General features: G+C 68.9%; 14 protein-coding genes. 6 read left to right on the forward strand and 8 right to left on the reverse strand.

Going from position 1 to position 17,046, the window contains the following annotated elements; all coding sequences use genetic code 11:
• Nucleotides 1-647: 647 nt before the first annotated feature.
• Entirely contained in the window at nucleotides 648-1,853 is a 1,206-nt protein-coding gene (locus GEMRO_RS0122135; protein WP_051329352.1) for an MFS transporter, read from the forward strand.
• A gap of 48 nt (nucleotides 1,854-1,901) precedes the next feature.
• Here the strand turns inward: GEMRO_RS0122135 and GEMRO_RS0122140 are convergent, their stop codons facing one another.
• The 5 genes from GEMRO_RS0122140 to GEMRO_RS0122160 form a co-directional block, all read right to left on the reverse strand.
• The gene (locus GEMRO_RS0122140; RefSeq protein WP_027135758.1) at nucleotides 1,902-2,222 is read right to left on the reverse strand and encodes a hypothetical protein; all 321 of its coding nucleotides are present in this window, start codon (nucleotides 2,220-2,222) and stop codon (nucleotides 1,902-1,904) included.
• 308 nt (nucleotides 2,223-2,530) lie between these two features.
• Nucleotides 2,531-3,082 carry a MotE family protein gene (locus GEMRO_RS35750; protein ID WP_169728431.1) on the reverse strand — a complete coding sequence of 184 codons (552 nt, stop codon included), beginning with the start codon at nucleotides 3,080-3,082 and terminating at the stop codon, nucleotides 2,531-2,533.
• A gap of 101 nt (nucleotides 3,083-3,183) precedes the next feature.
• On the reverse strand, nucleotides 3,184-3,618 hold the full coding sequence (locus GEMRO_RS0122150; RefSeq protein ID WP_035485822.1) for a DUF6468 domain-containing protein: 435 nt from the start codon (nucleotides 3,616-3,618) through the stop codon (nucleotides 3,184-3,186).
• Between the two features lies 1 nt (nucleotide 3,619).
• The gene (gene fliM, locus GEMRO_RS31180) at nucleotides 3,620-4,669 is read right to left on the reverse strand and encodes a flagellar motor switch protein FliM (protein ID WP_051329353.1); all 1,050 of its coding nucleotides are present in this window, start codon (nucleotides 4,667-4,669) and stop codon (nucleotides 3,620-3,622) included.
• Nucleotides 4,670-4,695: 26 nt separating this feature from the next.
• Nucleotides 4,696-5,391 (reverse strand): flagellar basal body-associated FliL family protein, encoded by a 696-nt coding sequence (locus GEMRO_RS0122160; RefSeq protein WP_205625060.1) that lies wholly within the window; start codon nucleotides 5,389-5,391, stop codon nucleotides 4,696-4,698.
• 40 nt (nucleotides 5,392-5,431) lie between these two features.
• Between GEMRO_RS0122160 and GEMRO_RS0122165 the strand changes: the two genes are divergently transcribed.
• Nucleotides 5,432-6,430 carry a proline racemase family protein gene (locus tag GEMRO_RS0122165; protein WP_240476737.1) on the forward strand — a complete coding sequence of 333 codons (999 nt, stop codon included), beginning with the start codon at nucleotides 5,432-5,434 and terminating at the stop codon, nucleotides 6,428-6,430.
• Between the two features lie 12 nt (nucleotides 6,431-6,442).
• On the opposite strand, the gene mprF is transcribed toward GEMRO_RS0122165, so the two are convergent.
• Nucleotides 6,443-9,073, reverse strand: a complete 2,631-nt coding sequence (gene mprF / locus GEMRO_RS0122170; protein WP_157505700.1) for a bifunctional lysylphosphatidylglycerol flippase/synthetase MprF — start codon at nucleotides 9,071-9,073, stop codon at nucleotides 6,443-6,445.
• On the reverse strand, nucleotides 9,070-10,440 hold the full coding sequence (locus GEMRO_RS0122175; protein ID WP_169728432.1) for a virulence factor family protein: 1,371 nt from the start codon (nucleotides 10,438-10,440) through the stop codon (nucleotides 9,070-9,072). Before GEMRO_RS0122175 ends, mprF begins: the two co-directional genes overlap by 4 nt.
• A 209-nt stretch (nucleotides 10,441-10,649) precedes the next feature.
• Between GEMRO_RS0122175 and GEMRO_RS31185 the strand changes: the two genes are divergently transcribed.
• The 4 genes from GEMRO_RS31185 (at nucleotide 10,650) to ybaL (ending at nucleotide 15,740) form a co-directional block, all read left to right on the forward strand.
• A complete protein-coding gene (locus tag GEMRO_RS31185) occupies nucleotides 10,650-11,354 on the forward strand; it encodes a hypothetical protein (protein WP_051329356.1) in 705 nt (234 codons plus the stop codon).
• A complete protein-coding gene (locus tag GEMRO_RS31190; protein ID WP_051329357.1) occupies nucleotides 11,351-12,070 on the forward strand; it encodes a J domain-containing protein in 720 nt (239 codons plus the stop codon). Before GEMRO_RS31185 ends, GEMRO_RS31190 begins: the two co-directional genes overlap by 4 nt.
• A gap of 72 nt (nucleotides 12,071-12,142) precedes the next feature.
• Nucleotides 12,143-13,825, forward strand: a complete 1,683-nt coding sequence (locus GEMRO_RS31195) for a glycosyltransferase family 4 protein (RefSeq protein WP_051329358.1) — start codon at nucleotides 12,143-12,145, stop codon at nucleotides 13,823-13,825.
• 112 nt (nucleotides 13,826-13,937) lie between these two features.
• On the forward strand, nucleotides 13,938-15,740 hold the full coding sequence (ybaL, locus tag GEMRO_RS31200; RefSeq protein ID WP_084507369.1) for a YbaL family putative K(+) efflux transporter: 1,803 nt from the start codon (nucleotides 13,938-13,940) through the stop codon (nucleotides 15,738-15,740).
• Here ybaL and GEMRO_RS0122200 read toward each other — a convergent pair whose 3' ends face one another.
• Nucleotides 15,741-16,865 carry an iron-containing alcohol dehydrogenase gene (locus tag GEMRO_RS0122200; RefSeq protein ID WP_027135765.1) on the reverse strand — a complete coding sequence of 375 codons (1,125 nt, stop codon included), beginning with the start codon at nucleotides 16,863-16,865 and terminating at the stop codon, nucleotides 15,741-15,743.
• Nucleotides 16,866-17,046: the final 181 nt, after the last annotated feature.

Here is a 17,046-nt window from a genome sequence, read left to right on the forward strand (position 1 = left end):
CTCCAGACCGGCAGAAGATCGCGGCAGACCGGAGCAGGTCGGAAGACCAGGCAGTGCTCTCCGCCGCACGACGTGAAGCTGGTGGGCGGCGGAGGATGACGAGCGTCAGCGGTCCTGGCTTGACAGGGATTGGCGACGCGAAAGTGCCTCCCGGTAGGCCTGCAGCACTGATGGCCACGATCTGTACCGGGCGAGGTGTGGGGAGGCCGGCGAGGCTCGTCGCCCAGATCGCGATAGGCTCGGTCGGACGAGCGGAAGCAGCAGGTCATTCGCCATCCTTGCCGGCCGTGCAGGTTCGACTTGCTTCCCGCCTGCGACTGCGGTTCGCCGGAGCACTGGCGGCCATGTCGGCATGAGCCCAGTGCAAGTGGTGTCTGCGACAGTCGATCCGGCAAGGGCCCAGGGCGCTGGTTCCGGAAGGTGCCGCGCAAGGCGCGGTAGCGAGCCGACCATGACCCGCCGCTGCTCCAGGTGGTTGCATGGATTGACCGGTCGCCGGCCGCCCCTGCCTCTACCGCCAGAAGTGCGACGCCGTTCAAGAATTGGCCTTCTGGCCTCGGCATCGTGCTTTCGTGGAGGCTTGCCGCCATCTAGGCTTCGTGGCTATGAATCTGGTGCCCGCTTCAGGGTCAGCGCGCGGGGGCTCGTTGAACCGCAACCTGGCGATCCTGGCCGTCTGCCAGGCGTTGTTCTTCATCGCCAACACGATCATGATCAGCACCTCGCCGCTGGTCGGGTTGAGCATGGCGCCGGCGCCCATGCTGGCGACGTTGCCCCTGGGCGTGCAGTTCCTCGGGACCATGTCGGCCACTTTGCCGGCTTCGCTCCTGATGGAGCGGTTCGGCCGCCGGTTCGGGCTGATGGCCGGATGCGGGTTCGGAGGGCTGTCCGGCCTGTGCGGCTTCGTGGCGATCATGCAGGGCTGGTTCTGGCTGTTCTGCCTGGCCGGTGTTCTCTACGGCGTGTTCTCCGCCTTCTGTCAGTATTTCCGGTTCACTGCCGCCGATGCCGCGGATGCGTCCTGCTGCGGCGGCGGAAGCCATGTGGGCATGGATGCGGGCAGGCTGCGGGCGAGGGCGATCGGCTGGGTGCTGGCCGGCGGAATTCTGGCGGCCATCGCCGGCCCGGAGGTGGCGAAGGCGACCCGTGACATGTTCGCGCCGATCATGTTCGCCGGCAGCCAGCTGGCGGTTTTCGCCGCCGCCGCCCTGGGCGGCCTGGTGCTGACCATGCTGGATGTGCCGTTGCCGCCGAAAAGGGTCCGGCAGGCGGCGGGGCGCTCGACCGTGGCCCTCCTGGCCGACCCCGCGATCCGGCATGCCTTCCTTGCAGCGCTGGTGGCCTATGTCTCGATGAACCTGCTGATGACCGCCACCCCGCTCGCCATGCTGGGCTGCGGCTTTGGCTTCGACGACAGCGCCACGGTCATCCAATGGCATGTGCTCGGCATGTTCGCGCCGAGCTTCGTGACGGGCAGCCTTGTTGCCCGGTTCGGGCCACGCCCGGTCGTCCTGGCCGGGGCTGCGACCATCATGGGCTGCGTCGTCGTGGCCCTCTCCGGCCAGCAGGTCGCCCACTTCGCCGTCGGGCTGATGCTGCTGGGGCTTGGCTGGAACCTGATGTTCGTGGGGGCGACCACCATGCTGACCGCCGCGCACGCCCCGGAGGAGAAGGCACGGGTCCAGGGGCTGCACGACCTGGCGCTCTTCACCTGCGTCGCAACTTCCGCGACCCTGTCGGGCATCCTGCAGAACACGATCGGCTGGCAGGCCATGAACCTCTCGGTCTTGCCCGGCCTGCTCCTGGTGACGCTGATCGTGGCCCGGAAGAGCCCGCAGGTCCGCATCGCCTGAGGATCCGCTCCGGCCGGCCGCCTCGGGGGGCCGGAGGACAGCGCGGATCTATGGCAGATCGGCCTTGCCGAATCCCAGCCCGAACAGGGGCAAGGCATGGGCTGCCCGCAGCAGCATCCCCTCGATCTCCAGAGGGGAATCGCCCGAAAGGATCCGGGTGCGCAGCCGCCATCCAGAGACGTCGTAGAATACGTCCGGCTTCAGCCGGTTGCCCTCCGGGCGCAGGGAGACGCCGAGAGATCCCGCCTGGATCGCCAGTTCCATCCGTTGCTCATGGACCAGCCCGGAACGTCCGATGCTGCTCTGCCCGAACTCGGACGAGGTCAGCCCGCTGTCGCGAAGATGAATGTCCAGGGGACGGATGGTCAAATCAAGCGAACGTTGCTCGACCGCTGCCCTGGCCTCCGGTGCCGCCGGCCCCAAGAGGATCGCTCCGACACCGAGCAGGAGGCTCGCACTCCTCCGCAGGATCGCAATCGCTGATGAATGTCGCCGACGGGTCCATTGTGTTGGATGGAGTATCATCTGCATCCCCCCGACACGATCTACCCTCAACGACTACTCATCGACGTGATCCGGTCAAGAGACATCACACCAACGGATGCTTTATGGGCCGCAGTTGCGGGGGATGTGGCGCCAGTACCTCCATTGTCCGGGATGTGAAGCTCCTGATCCCGTCAGGGTTCGGCCAGGCGAGCGCTCAGGGCACTCGCCCGGTCCGGGGACATGTGCTGGATGACCAGGGCCGCCTTGCCGTCGCGCATCCGCCGGGCGATGGCGGCCACGTCCTCGGTCGGCGTCTGATCAAAGATCGTGGCGGCTCGCTTCGGCTTCATGGTCTCGTACAGCCGGGCGAGGCGCTCGGCCCGCTCCTGCTGCTCGCGGACCAGCAGCGCCTGCCCGGCCTCGATGGTCCGGGTGCGTCCCTGCAACTCGGCGAGCTGCGCCTGCAGGCGCCGCGCCAATGCGCGCAGCATCTCCTCCCGCGCCGAGAGTTCCTGCTCGCGTTCTTCCAAGGCGGCCCGCTGCGCCTCGACTTCCTGAGCCGCCACCGCCAGGAGATCCGGCATCCGTGCCGGACCCGCGTTCGCATCTCCTGCCGCAGGCTCGATCTCGTCCAGGGTCACGGACCCCAGCTCCGGAATCGCCGGATAGGGGACCGGCATGGTCCAGCAGACGACACCTCCGCCAAGGATCGCCGCAATCATCAGGAACCAGCGAAACCGCATACCGGCCCCCTCGGCGCTGCCCCTCTGGTCCGCCAGCTCACCCGGGTCCTCCTGCAGGGGCAGGTCCGAGGTCCGAGCCCGTGGACGGTATGGCCGCATCGTCATCGCAGCGCCCGTACCGCTTCACGGATCCGCTCGTGGGAGGAGGGACCGGGGCTATTGTTATCCGAGCGTGCCGGCGGCCGCTTTCCGGTGCTCGGGACGCCCTGGCTGTCCACCGGGAGGTCGATTGGTAGCGGGCTTTCGCGCCGCAACTGCTGCATGCGTCCCTCGGCCTGCAGGACCAGCTGCCGCAACTCGGCGAACGCCGCCTCGCTGTCGGCTCGCTGCCGCTGCCACTGGCGTCCGAGGTCCTGAGCCTGATTGCGCATGTCGCGAACCACCACCTCGGCACGGGCGGTGGCGGCCACCAGATCGTCGACGAACCGCGCGATCCCACCACCGTCCTGCCGCAGGCTCGCCAGGCGCCGGTGCAGCAGCGCGCTCCAGCCGATCGAGAGCGGCAGCAGGACGATCAGCACCACCTGCAACAGCATCTCAAGCACCTCCGTCCTCCTCCCCTCGCTCGACAATTCCTTCCACGAGGACAGCGAGCCTCTCGCCCTGGCGGCCCATGCGCCCCTTGAGCATCGGCACCGCCCCGCAGCAAAGCGTGACCTGGCTGTCGGGACCGGCGCCGAGCAGCAGCAGCGAGCCCACCTCGAGCCGCATGACGTCCTGCAGGCTCACCACCTGCTCGTCCAGAACCGCATCCAGCTGCACGCTGGTCAGGCGCATCTCCCGGACAAGATGACTTTCCCAGATGGTGTCTCGGCCAAACTTCTCGCCCATGAACATCTGCAGCAGGGCGTCGCGCGCCGGCTCCAGGGTCGCGTAAGGCAGCAGGAACTCGATCACGCCGCCACGGGTCTCCATGCCGACCCGCATCCTGACCACCACGCATGCGTTGCCGGGCCTAGCGATCGCGGCGAAGCGCGGGTTCGTCTCGATCCGGTCGAACCGCATGTCGATCCTGGTGACCGGCGCAAAGGCCGTCGAAAGGTCGGTCAGCACCAGGCGGATCAGCCGCTCGACCAGGGCCGCCTCGATCGTGGTGTAGGGCCGGCCGTCGGTCCGGACGGCCGGATCGCCCCGCCGGCCACCCAGCAGCACGTCGACGATGCTGTAGATCATCGGGCTGTCGAGGGTGATCAGGCCGTAATTGTCCCACTCCATCGCCCGGAACACGCCGAGCATCGCGGGGGTCGGGACGCTCTCCAGATAGTCCCCGAACCGGCGCGCCGAAATGGATTCGATGCCGATCTCGACATTCTCGGCGGTGAAGTTGCGCAGGCTCGTGGTCAGCATGCGCTCGAGGCGGTCGAACACGATCTCCAGCATCGGGAGGCGCTCATAGGTCACTCCTGCCGGACTGATCAGCGCCTGGATCCCGCGCCTGAGCCCGCCGGCACGCACCGTGCGAAAGCCCAGCAGGTCGTCGATCTCGTCCTGGTTCAGGATCGGACCGCCATGGGGTGGATCGGCCGCCGTCGCACCGCCATTGGACTGCGGGCCGGACCGGCCGAGAACTTCGTGGGCTTCGCTCATGGTGCCGCTCCCCGCCTGAGGCCGCTTCACTGCACCAGCATTTCCTTGAACAGCACGTCGTCGACGCGGCTCGGATCCAGCGCGAGGTTGATCCGTGCGAGCATCTCCTGCTTGAGGCGGTACAGGGCCGAAGGTCCGCCCAGATCCTCGACGGTCAGCCCGCGCAGATAGAGCTGGAAGCTGTCCATGATCCGGGGAGTGAGCTGCTGCACGGTCTCGGCGGTCCTGGTGCTCGAGACCTCGACGGCCAGGCGAAGCTTCAGGAATCGCATTCTCCGTGAATCCGAGGACAGGTTGACTAGGACTTCCGGCAGGTCGACGAAGATCACTGCCGGCGCCGCGGCCGGCATCGACCCGCTCCCGGCATCGCCCTCCGCTGGCTGATCCGCATGCCCGTCGCCCGCGCCCGCTCCTTCGCCCGCCGGCTCCACGGCAGGGACCGACGCCGCCGAAGCCTTGGAATCGAACATGCCGAGGAAATAGGCGCCGGCTCCGCCCGCACCGGCCAGCGTCGCTAGGCCCGCCAGCAGGACGATCATCATCCGCCCGCGGCCACCGCCGCTCTTGCCTGCCGCCGCATCCTTCGTGTCCGCCATGCCGCTGCCCGTCCCATGCATGCCCCGGCCGTGAGCACGGCCTCCTGTCGCCAATGAACCTAGCCGCAGCAGGTTAAGAAACTCTTTCACGCCGGGCACATCCGCAGGCTGGACAGCGTCCTCCATCCTCCTCTCAGATCGGGCGGGCGCATCGCGGGAGCAGGCCATGCTGCGGATCGAGACGGTGGAGATGCATACCGGGGGCGAGCCGGTCCGCATCGTGACGGCCGGGTTTCCCAAACCCACCGGCAACACGATCCTGGCCAAGCGGCGAGAGGTCCAGGAAAGGTCGGATGCGCTGCGCCGGCTGCTGATGTGGGAACCGCGCGGCCACGCAGACATGTACGGCGTCTTGCAGGTCGAGCCGGACCTGGAGGACGCCGATCTCGCGGTCCTGTTCATGCACAACCAGGGCTGGTCCACCATGTGCGGCCATGCGGTGATCGCGCTTGGCCGCTTCGCGGTGGATCACGGCCTCGTTCCACGAAGGGAGCCGGAGACGCTGCTGCGCATCCAATGCCCCTGCGGCCTGGTGGAGGTCCGGGTCGAGGTGAGGGATGGCCAAAGCGGCAGGGTGAGGTTCCGCTCGGTCCCGGCCTTTGCCGCCGGCCTGGACCGGGTGCTGGAGGTGCCAGGCATTGGCCCGGTCATGGTCGATATCGGCTACGGCGGTGCCTTCTACGTCATCACCGCGGCCGACCAGTTCGGGCTCGACCCGCGCAGCTCCAGGCTCCGCGACCTGGTCGAGGTCGCCGACGCGATCAGCCAGGCCGGCCGCGCCCAGCTCGCGCTGCACCATCCCGAGGATCCCGATCTGGCCTTCCTCTACGGCACGATCCTCACCGATGGCGGCGATGGCAGCGGCGAGCCGTCGGCCAATGTCTGCGTGTTCGCAGACCGGGAGGTCGACCGCAGCCCGACCGGATCGGGTGTGACCGCGCGCCTGGCGGTGATGCATCGCCGGGGCATGACCGGCATCGGCCAGACCTGCCGTTTCCAGAGCGTGACCGGCGCCGTCTTCGAGGGCAGGGCGCTACTGGCCGAGCGCTGCGGCCCCTACCCGGCGATTCGCGCCGAGGTGGCGGGACAGGCACACTATACCGGCCAGAGCGTCTTCACGCTCGAGGAGGACGACGAGATCGGCCGGGGCTTCTTGCTCGGCTGACGTGGCGGGGCGCTAGCGGTTCACGATGCCGGACCATCCGCCGGCGATCAGCGCGGTGATGTCCGGCAGGACCCGGCCCAGCGAAATGCCGGGATAGAGCAGATAGGCAGGCCGCCAGGTGGGCTCGAACTTCGACTTGAAGGCGCGCAGGCCCTGGAAGTTGTAGAGCCGTCCGCCATGCCGCACCGCCATCCGGCCGAACTTGGACCAGAGCGAGGCCAGCCGATGGCCCGGAAGCCCGGACAAAGGCGCCATGCCCAGGTCGAACCAGGCGAAACCCTGCGCCTTGGCCCAGAGAATGGTCTCGACGATCAGGTAGTCCATCGTCCCGGAGGGCGCATCGGGCTCCGATCGCATCAGGTCGATGCTGGCTTCCTGATCGTCGGCCGATCGCCAGATATTGGCAAAGGCCACGATCCGGCCCTGCTGGCGCACCACCGCGCATGGCGTGGCCGCGAGGTAGGCCGGGTCGAAGCGGCCCAGCGAGAACCGCTTCTCCCGGGTCTTGCGCTCGCCTAGCCAAGCGTCGGAGACCCGGGCGAGTTCCGCCAGTTCCTCCTCGACCCGCGCCGGAGGCAGGAGCTCGAAGGTCAGCCCGGCCCGCGGGGCCTTGTTGCGCACGTTGCGCAGCTCGGCCCGGTGCCTGCCCTGCAGGTCGAAGCCGGCAAGCGCGATCCTGGCGCTCTCGCCGATCTTGACCGGCCGCAGGCCCAGGTCGAGCAGCCAGGGAAGCGCGTCCGGGCCGACCTGGTAGAACACCGTGCGGCCGCCATGGCGGTCGACCTGGGAATGGAAGTCCCAGAGCAGCTCCGCCCAGCGCTCCTTCGGCCCGACCGGCTCACCCATCACCACCCAGGAGCGGCCATGGACGGCATACATGATGAACGCCTCGCCGGTGCGGTCGAAGAAAAGCGCCTTGTCCCCGGTGAACACCAGCATGGCGCTGGCGGCACCGTGGCGAGCCACGATCGGCCGCGCCCGCTCCAGTTCCTCCGCGGTCGCCGGGCGCGGCGCCGCGGGCGGCTGGCGCAGCAGCTGCGCCAGGCCGAGGAGCGCGGCAGCGATCACCGCGACCGTGGCCCCCCGCATCGAGCGGGACACCTCCGCCTCCAGCGCGAAGCTCGCCCACAGGCTGTGGTCGTAGTCGACATGGCGATAGGCGAAGAACAGGATCCACACCATGGCCGCCAGGACCATGGCGACCGCGACCAGCCAGCCCGCCGACAGCCGCTCGTCCAGCAGCGAGCTGCGGCGATAGAATTCGGAGCGGCAGGGCAGCAGAAGCACCAGGACCAGCACCAGATAGGCGGCTTCCTCGTAGTCGAAACCCTTGGCGAGGGAGGCGAGCGCTCCCGTGGCAAGGCACAGCACCGCGAGCAGCCACGCCCCCTGGACCCGGCGATACAGCCCGCGCGCGACCAGCAGCAGGGCGGCGCCCATCAGGCTGTCCCAGATATGGCCGAGCTCGATGACCGCGAGCGGCAGGTAGCTGGCCAGCTGGTCCAGGCGCACCTGCCTCGCCGGGGTGGCAATCGACAGGAGGAGGATGACGCCGGCGACGCCGGTCAGGATCGCGAACAGGGTCGGCGCCATCGGACCGACCGCGCGCACGGTCAGCTGCCCGACCGAGCCCAGCCAGCCGCGGATCCGCGCCACCTCCAGGCCGCCCATGATCGCGGCGCCCAGAAGCAGCGGAACCAGATAGTAGCAGATCCGGAACAGCACGAGGGCGCCCAGCACTGCGACCACCAGGTCGTCGGACGGATGCAGCAGCACCATCACCGCACCCTCGAACACGCCGAGGCTTCCCGGCACGCTGCTCACCACCCCGACCATGATCGCGGCGGTGAAGATCGCGATCGCCGAGGGCAGGGACAGGCCGAGTTCGGGAGGGAGCAGGACCCAGAACGCCGTGGCGGCGGCACCCAGGTCGAGCAGGCCCAGGCAGATCTGGATGATGGTGATGCCCGGGCTGGGCGCCTCGATGCGGTGTCCGCGCACCTCGATGCTGCGCGGCTTCAGCCAGCCCCAGAAGATGTAGCCGCTCACGGCGATCAGCAGGAGGCAGCCGATCGAGAACCAGACGGCCGTCGGGATCTTGGTGGCGGCGCCCAGGGTCTCCGGGGTTGCCACCAGGATGATGCCGGAGAGCGTCGCCACGCCGATCGAGAAGGTGAAGGTAAAGAACGCCTGGACCTTCGCTACGTCCAGCGCCCCCAGCCCCTGGCTGACATAGAACCGATAGCGCACGCCCGCCCCGACGAACGGGGCAAAGCCGGTACAATGGGCGATCGACTGGGTGACGAAGCTCGCGGTGGCGATGTGCAGCAGGGGCAGCCTCTTGCCGGCCCAGCGCACCCCGTAGATCTCGTAGCCGACCAGGGTGACGAAGCTGAACGCCGTGAAGCCGAGGGCGAGGATGACCCGGTCCCAGCCGATCCGGGCGATCTCCTCGGTCACGTCGCGCCAGTGGAACGAGCCGACCATGCGGTGGAGCACGGTGATGGCCACGATGAAGAGCACCCCGCCGACGACATAGGGCGCCATGGCTTTCAGGTAGAACAGCCATGCCCGGTTCGTGGCCGGGGCTTCCTCCGTTCCGACGGCCGCCCCGGGCGACTGCGGTGTCCTCACCAAGCTCACTCACTTCTCCGTTCGAGACCTGCGAGAATGGTCTGCGCTATCGTGGCATAGTCGCCATCGAAATGATGCCCGCCCGGGCGCTCCACCCGTTCGGTTCCTGCCGCCTCCGGGCTGCGGCAGCCCGTTTCCTCCGGACTTTCGTCCGCGCCGAAAAAGCACTGCACGCGGCGTCTGTCCATGCGAGCGAGGTCCGGCGGGATCGGGCGGGCGTCGGGATCGTCCCAGCCGACCCAGGATCCGACATGGAACTCGAAGGCAGCCTGGGTCCCCAGCGCCAGGAGGCTGACCTGGGTCACCGCATGCCGGGTATCGTCCGAAAGGAGCGGCCAGACCGCCGGGAGGATGTCGGCGCCGAAGCTGTAGCCGACCAGCAGGACGTGGTCTGCCGCCCATAGCTCCCGGAAGTGGCGGACGATCCGATCCAGGTCGGCCGCCACCTGGCCAGGCTCGTGGCGGTTCCAGAAATAGCGCAGCGAGTCCAGCCCGACGGTCGGCAATCCATCCTCGACGAACACCGCCGCGATGCTTGCGTCCAGATCTCGCCAGCCGCCATCGCCCGAGAGGACGATGGCAAAGCTGTCGGAGAACCCGGATGCGGGGAAGGCGACGAGCGGCAGGTCGGCGAGAGCCGCTGCGGGTTCCGGAGGCCGGGACCGGGATGACATCCCGGCCTGAAGGGCCTCGACCAGGGCGGCGGCCAGGCTGCTCGCTGGAGGCAGCCGGATGTCGATCGCCGCGGCACCGTCCGGCCGATCAGGAGCCTTTGCCTCCTCCGCGCGCCACTGGCCGCGGACCAGCCAGCCGGGCAGGGTCCCGGACAGACGATAGGCGTAGCCTCCCGGCTCGCCCTCCACCTCGCCGGGATCGTTTAGGCAGAAGGGGCGCTCGGAGCGGAGAACTGGCGCAGGATCGAGCGCGACCGCGCCCGCAAGCGTCGCGGCTGGGGCATCGCCCAGCGCGGCCATCGCGACGGTGGCGCCGCTTCCCAGCCCAAGCAGAACCGGGTGGCGGTACTGTGGGTTGTTCCAGCGGCGCTGCAGGTCCTTGCTCGCACTCTCCAGGTCTCCGACCAGATAGTGGCAATTGTCGCCGGGGGGATCGCCCGCAAGGTTGAGGAGCCAGCCCGGAAGATCGATGCCGGCCACGTCGAACCCGGCCGAAGCGAGTTCGTCGGCCGCTTCATCCAGGTGCTGGTTCCATCCGGTGCGGTCGGAAATCAGGAACAGGAAGGCCTGGGAGGCGCCCTTTGCGGGCGCGACATGCACCGTCCCCAGCCGGTTGTCGTCCGGAAGGGTCACCGGCTCGGCCGCGTGCAGGGGGAACGGCCAGCAGGCCAGGGCGCACAGGACCAGTCCCATAAGGTTCATGAGGGGCTGCATGACCGTCTTGGAGCGTATGGATCGGGAGTAGCGGCAAGCGGATGCTGCTAGCAACATGCTTAAGGAATTGAATACAGACGGTGACGGATCTGTCATCGGCGGCGCTCGCGGTGCCGGGAACGTCCGGCGCGACAGGGTGTCCAAAGCTCGGCTGGGCTCACTTCACCCACCGGGCAAGCTGCGCCATATGGGAAAGCATGAGCGAGAAGTTACCAAGCAAGCCGGGCGGCAAGGACATTGCCGCATTCGTTGCCGAGGCAAGGTCGCTGGCGGCGGTCGGAAGCGGACGCGCGGATTCGGCGCGGCTGATCATCGGGATCGATGCGACCCAGTCCCGTGAGGCCACCTGGGATCTGGCCAGCGGGCTGCAGATGCAGATGTTCGAGGCGGCCGCCTCCCATGGCGGGCTGTGCGTGCAACTCGTCTATTTCCGTGGCCTGGACGAGTGCCGGGCGTCGCGCTGGCACGACCAGGCCCGCCCGCTGGTGGACGCGATGGAGCGGGTGCGCTGCCGGGCCGGCCACACCCAGATCGCCCGTGTCCTCCGTCATGCCCTGCGCGAACGAACAAGCGGCAAGGTGGCGGCCCTGGTCCTGATCGGAGACGCGTGCGAGGAGGAGGCCGACGAGGTGGTCGGTTTGGCCGGACAGCTCGCAATGGTGTCGGTGCCGGTGTTCGCCTTCCACGAGGGACCCGACCCGGGCGCGCGTGCTCTGTTCCAGGAGATCGCGCGCGTCACGAGAGGAGCCTTCCATCGCTTCGACCACAGTGCACCCCGCGCACTTGCAGATGCCCTGCGGGCGGTCGCCGTCTATGCGTCCGGGGGCGATGAGGCGCTGCAGCGCCTGGCCGCGCAGGAAGGGGGAGCCTTCCGCCAGATCGCGTCGCAGGTCGGCCGATGATCGTGCTGGGATGGTTGCTGGCGATCCTGGCGCTGGCCGGGATCGGCTGGTGGCTGCTGGGTGCCTTCGCCTCCGCCTCGCCCAGGTCGGTCGTGAGCGCTTTGAAACTGTTCATGGCGAGTTTTGCGGCGATGGCGAGCATGGGGCTGCTGGCACTGGGCCGGCTCGGGATCGTGCTGGCGTTCTTTGGCGCGCTGGGGCTCACGGTGACCCGGCTGCGCGCGAAGAGCCGGCCACCGGATCCACTGGATGGGGAGGCCGCGGGCTCGGCGGGAGAATCCAGCATCGAGACCGGCTGGCTTTCGATGCGCCTGGACCGGGCCAGCGGCGCGATGAGCGGCCGGGTCAGGACGGGGCGGTTTGCCGGCCGTACCCTTGACTCCCTGGACATTGGCGAGGTGCTGGCGCTGCGGGAGGAGTTGTCGGCGTCCGAACCGGCATCCCTGCCGCTGATCGACACCTGGCTGGATCGGATGGCGCCTGGTTGGCGTGCCCAGGCCGGCGGATCCCGTGGCTCCGATGCCACAAATACCACCGAAGAGATGAATGAAACGATGGCCCTGGACATCCTCGGGTTGGGGCCTGGCGTGGGGCGTGCCGAGGTCGAGGCCGCCTACCGCCGGGTGATGGCGCAGGTTCACCCCGACAAGGGCGGCTCCGATCGCCTGGCCAGCCTCGTGAACGCCGCGCGCGAGTTCCTGCTGAACCGCATCTGACGCCCTGACGGCCCGCCGGACCGCATGATAGAGGCGGCTTCGTGGTGATGTGGCAGCCAAGCGAGGGCCCTGATGCCGGTGAACGCGGCGATCCAGTTCCACGACGACAGTTTCAGGACCGACCAGCCGCGATTGATGGGCCGCCAGGCAGCCACGGAAAGCTTCTTTCGCGCCTGGCTCGAGCATGCCCGGGTCGACGTGGCGGTCGGCTACGTGGAGCGGGCCACCGATCGCGCCGCCTTCGTGGAAGCGGTCCGGCGAATCGACGGTCACGATCGCCGGCTGGTGGCGCTTGCCAGCCCTACCGACAGCACGGCCATCCAGGCGACCGGCACCCTGTTCCGCCCGGATCCCCAGCTGGGAGATCTCGCCTTTCGCCGGCGCCGCGGCGATCCGCGACGCTGGTCGCTGGTTGGGGTGACTCACACCACCGCCTCGGTCGGGGCCATGGAGGCGCTCAGCGACCTTCTGCTGGCGCCGGTCGAGCCCTGGGACGCGCTGATCTGCACCTCCACGAGCGTGCAGGCGATGGTCAAGCGCCAGGTGGATGGCGTGTACCGCTATCTCCAGGAGCGGCTGGCGGCCGGACGGCGTCCCAAGCTCCATCTTCCGGTGATCCCCCTGGGCGTCGACACCGCCTCCCTGGATCCATCCCAGCCGGCCTCGCAGGAGGCGCGTGCCGGCTGGAGAAGCAGGCTCGGCATCGGCGAGGATGACGTTGCCGTCCTCTATTTCGGCCGCCTCAGCGCCTACGTGAAAGCCCATCCGCTGCCGATGTTCGTCGGGCTGGAGGAGGCTGTCGCAGCCCTGGGGCCGCGGCTGAAGGGCAGGGTGCACCTGATCCAGGCCGGCTGGTTCACCGACGAGAAGCGCGAGGCCCACTGGATCGAGGCCCAGCAGGCCCTGGCGCCCTCGATCGTGCATCACGTGCTGGACGGCCGCCGGCCGGAATTGCGCGCCGGCATCTGGTTTGCCGCCGACCTGTTCGTCAGCTTTGCCGACAACATCCAGGAAACGTTCGGCCTGACCCCCGTAGAGGCGATGGCCGCGGGCCTGCCGGTGGTCGTTTCGGACTGGGACGGATACCGGGAGACGGTGGATCCTTCCTGCGGGATCCTGGTCCCGACCCTGGCGCCGGACCCCGCGGCCGGGCTGTGGCTGGCCCAGCGCTTCGAGGACCAGCTGGAGAGCTACGATACCTATTGTGCGGCCGCCGCGCTGGGAACGGCGGTCGACGTGTCCGCGGCGCGCGAGGCCTTCGTCAGCCTCCTGGCCGACGGCGACAAGCGCCGCGCCCTGGGAGCCGCCGGTCAGGAGCGGGCGCGGGCAACCTATGACTGGGCCACGGTGATCCGCGCTTACCAGGCGCTGTTCCTGGATCTCGAAAAGCTGCGCAAGAAGGCGCTCTTCCACCCGCGACGATCGGCGATCCATCCGTGGCGGCGCAATCCCTACGAACTGTTCCAGGGTTATCCCAGCCGGACCATGCAGCGGGGGATGCGCCTGCGCGCGACCGGCCGGACATCCACCGGCCACGGGACCGACCCGATGAGCCTGGACGTCGTGCAGCTGCGGAACCGGACGCCCTGCGACTCACCCAGGAGCCGCACCCTCCTCCAGCGCATCGTCGCGGCCGGCCTGCCCGGGATCGCGTACGAGGAACTGCTGGGCGGTGCGGCCGACGAGGCCGCCGCGATGCTCCAGCTTGATCTGGGTTGGCTGATGAAGATCGGTCTGGTGGAACTCGTCGCCTAGAAGTGGCGCTTCGTCACCGCATGTTTCTGCGTTGTTCCCGGTGACACCCCCGCGCATATAGATAGCACTCCAACGACCGACGACCGTTCAGCGCCGCCCGGCCCGGAGAAGCATGCACCACGCGCCCCTGCTCGCCACGATCTGCATTGGCCTGGTGCTGGCCTTCTTCTTCGGCGCCATTGCCCAGCGGCTGCGGATATCCCCGCTGGTGGGATACCTGCTCGCCGGGGCGGCGGTGGGGCCTTTCACGCCCGGTTTTGTTGCGGACCAGGGGCTGGCCAACCAGCTGGCCGAGGTCGGCGTCATTCTCCTGATGTTCGGCGTCGGCCTCCATTTCTCGATCAAGGACCTGCTGTCGGTCCGGCTGATCGCGGTGCCGGGTGCCATCGTGCAGATCTCGGTCGCGACCCTGCTCGGGCTGTCGCTGGCGCTTTACCTCGGCTGGCCGCTCGCGGGCGGCATCGTGTTCGGCCTGGCCCTGTCGGTCGCCAGTACCGTCGTCCTGCTCCGCGCCATGCAGGAGCGGCGTCTGGTCGAGACCGAGCGCGGCCGCATCGCGGTCGGCTGGCTGATCGTCGAAGATCTCGTGATGGTGTTCGCGCTGGTGCTGATCCCGGTGATCGCCCACGCCGTTCATGGCGGCAGCGGCACCGAGCAGGTGGAGGTCGGGGCAGGGCCCCTGGTGACCCGGCTGAACCTCGGCCTGTGGGGGATGCTCGCGCTCACGTTCGGCAAGGTGATCGCGTTCGTGGCGCTGATGCTGCTGGTTGGGCGGCGGGTGATCCCGATGCTGCTGCACTGGGTGGCCCATACCGGCTCGCGCGAGCTGTTCCGCCTGGCGGTGCTCGCGATCGCCCTGGGCGTGGCCTATGGCGCCACCGCCCTGTTCGACGTGTCCTTCGCGCTGGGCGCCTTCTTCGCCGGCATGATCCTCAGCGAATCACCGCTCAGCCAGCGGGCCGCGCAGGAAACCCTGCCGCTGCGCGACGCGTTCGCGGTGCTGTTCTTCATCTCGGTCGGCATGCTGTTCGACCCGGGGATCGTCGTGGAGGCGCCCTTCCTCCTGCTGGCGACCCTGGCGATCATCCTGGTCGGCAAGTCGATCGCCGCCTGGCTGATCGTGCGCGCCTTCGGCCGCCCGGCCTCCACGGCCTACACGATCTCGGCAAGCCTGGCGCAGATCGGCGAGTTCTCGTTCATCCTGGCTACCCTGGGCATCCAGACCGGGCTGCTGCCGGAGATCGGCCGCGACCTGATCCTGGCCGGCGCCATCATCTCGATCCTCCTGAACCCGTTGCTGTTCGCGATGGCGGATCGTGTGGCGCCGGTGCAGGCGCATGAACGGCCGGATCATGGCCCGGCGGCCATCCAGACGCCGCACAGTCGGACGGTGCCCGAACCCACCGGGCTGGCCGACCATACCGTGCTGGTCGGCTATGGCCGGGTCGGCCGGGTGGTGGGCGGCGGGCTGCGCGATGCCGGGGAGCCCTTCCTGGTGATCGAGGACCGCGACGAGCCGGCCGAGCTGGCGCGGCAGGACGGTGCGGACGTGATGACCGGCAACGCCGCCGACCCGAGGGTCCTGGAAGCCGCCAACCTCGCCAATGCGCGAAGGCTGTTCGTGGCGATCGCGCAGAGCTTCGAGGCCGGCCAGGTGGTCGAGCAGGCGCGCAAGGCCCATCCCGGCCTGGAGATCCTGGCGCGCGCCCATTCGGACGCCGAGCTGGACTATCTCAGCCAGCTGGGCGCCACCGAGACGATTCTGGGCGAGCGGGAGATCGCCCGGGCGATGCTGCGTCACGCCGGAGTAGATCCCGACCGGCCTTCCACCGGCGAAGGCCCCGCCTCGCCGGCGCAGGCAGATGCGATGGCCGAGGAAGGACCGGCCGACCCGCGGGACGGCCGGTCCGCCTGATCAGAGGATCTCGTCCAGGAGGCGACGATAGTCTTCCGCCGAAGCGGGCCTTGGGTTGGTGGCGTGGCTGTGATCCGCCAGGGCGCGCTCGATGGTGATGTCGAACACGTCACGGCCCACGCCCAGCGCGCCGAGCCCGGCCGGAACCCCCAGGTCGCGGTTCAGCTGGGCGAACGCGTCGGCCAGGTCGTCCGTCGCCGCGATCCCCATGGCCGCCTTCAGGCGCTCCATCTTGTCGCCGACATGGCCGGCGTTGAAGCGGATCACGCCGGGCAGCAGCAGGGCGTTCAGGGTGCCGTGATGGAGCGCGTGGGTCTTCAGGCCGCCCAGGGCGTGCGACAGGGCGTGGACGGCACCCAGCCCCTTCTGGAAGCACAGGCCGCCCTGCAGCGAGCCCATCATCAATTCCGCCCGGGCGTCCCGGTCCTGGCCGTCCTGGCAGGCGCGGCGGATGTTCCGCCAGATCCGGCCGGCACCGTCCAGCCCGATCGCCTCGGCCGGCGGATTGAAGCGCGGCGACAGGAAGGTCTCGACGCAGTGCGAGAGTGCGTCGATCCCGGTGACCGCGGTGAGGCCCGGCGGCAGCGCCAGGGTCAGCTCCGGGTCGCAAACCGCCTTCTTGGGGATGACGTGGGGGCTGATGAAGCCAAGCTTGCGCCCATCATCCAGAGTGATCAGCGCCGCCCGGCCGACCTCGGAGCCCGTTCCGGCCGTGGTCGGCACTGCGATCACCGGCGCCACCCTGCTGGTGATCCGGGAGAGTCCGCCCAGGATCATCGCATAATCGGCAAGCTGGCCGTCATGGGTCGCCATCAGCGCCACGCCCTTGGCGAGGTCGATGGGAGAGCCGCCGCCCACGGCCACGATCCCGTCGCAGTCCGCCATCCGGTAGGCCAGGGCCGCCGCCTTCACCGCAGCCTCGGTCGGGTTGCTCGGCACGTCCAGGAAGACCGGCACGTCCGGCCCGAGCAGGTCGCGGACCCGGTCGACCAGGCCGACCTTCTCCAGGCCTCGATCGCTGACGAGCAGGGGTCGCATCACCCCCAGCGCCTTCAGGTCGTCGGCGAGCCCGTTCACCGCGCCGAACTCGAACCGGATCGCAGTCAGGTAATTGATGTCGGCCATGCGCCCCAGGAGCCTCCGTTTGACCAAGCCTTGTGCCGGGGCGGTACTACGGCGTTGGTCGGAAAGGAACCACCTGAACGTTCAAGCTGCCCGCGGTCACCATGCGGTAACAGGGCTGGTGCGGAACCTGCGATGGGCCTTCCGCGTTCTCATGACCAGACATCCGCAGGAGCGACTGCAA

It is taken from the genome of Geminicoccus roseus DSM 18922 (genome assembly GCF_000427665.1).
Taxonomy (GTDB): Bacteria; Pseudomonadota; Alphaproteobacteria; order Geminicoccales; family Geminicoccaceae; genus Geminicoccus; species Geminicoccus roseus.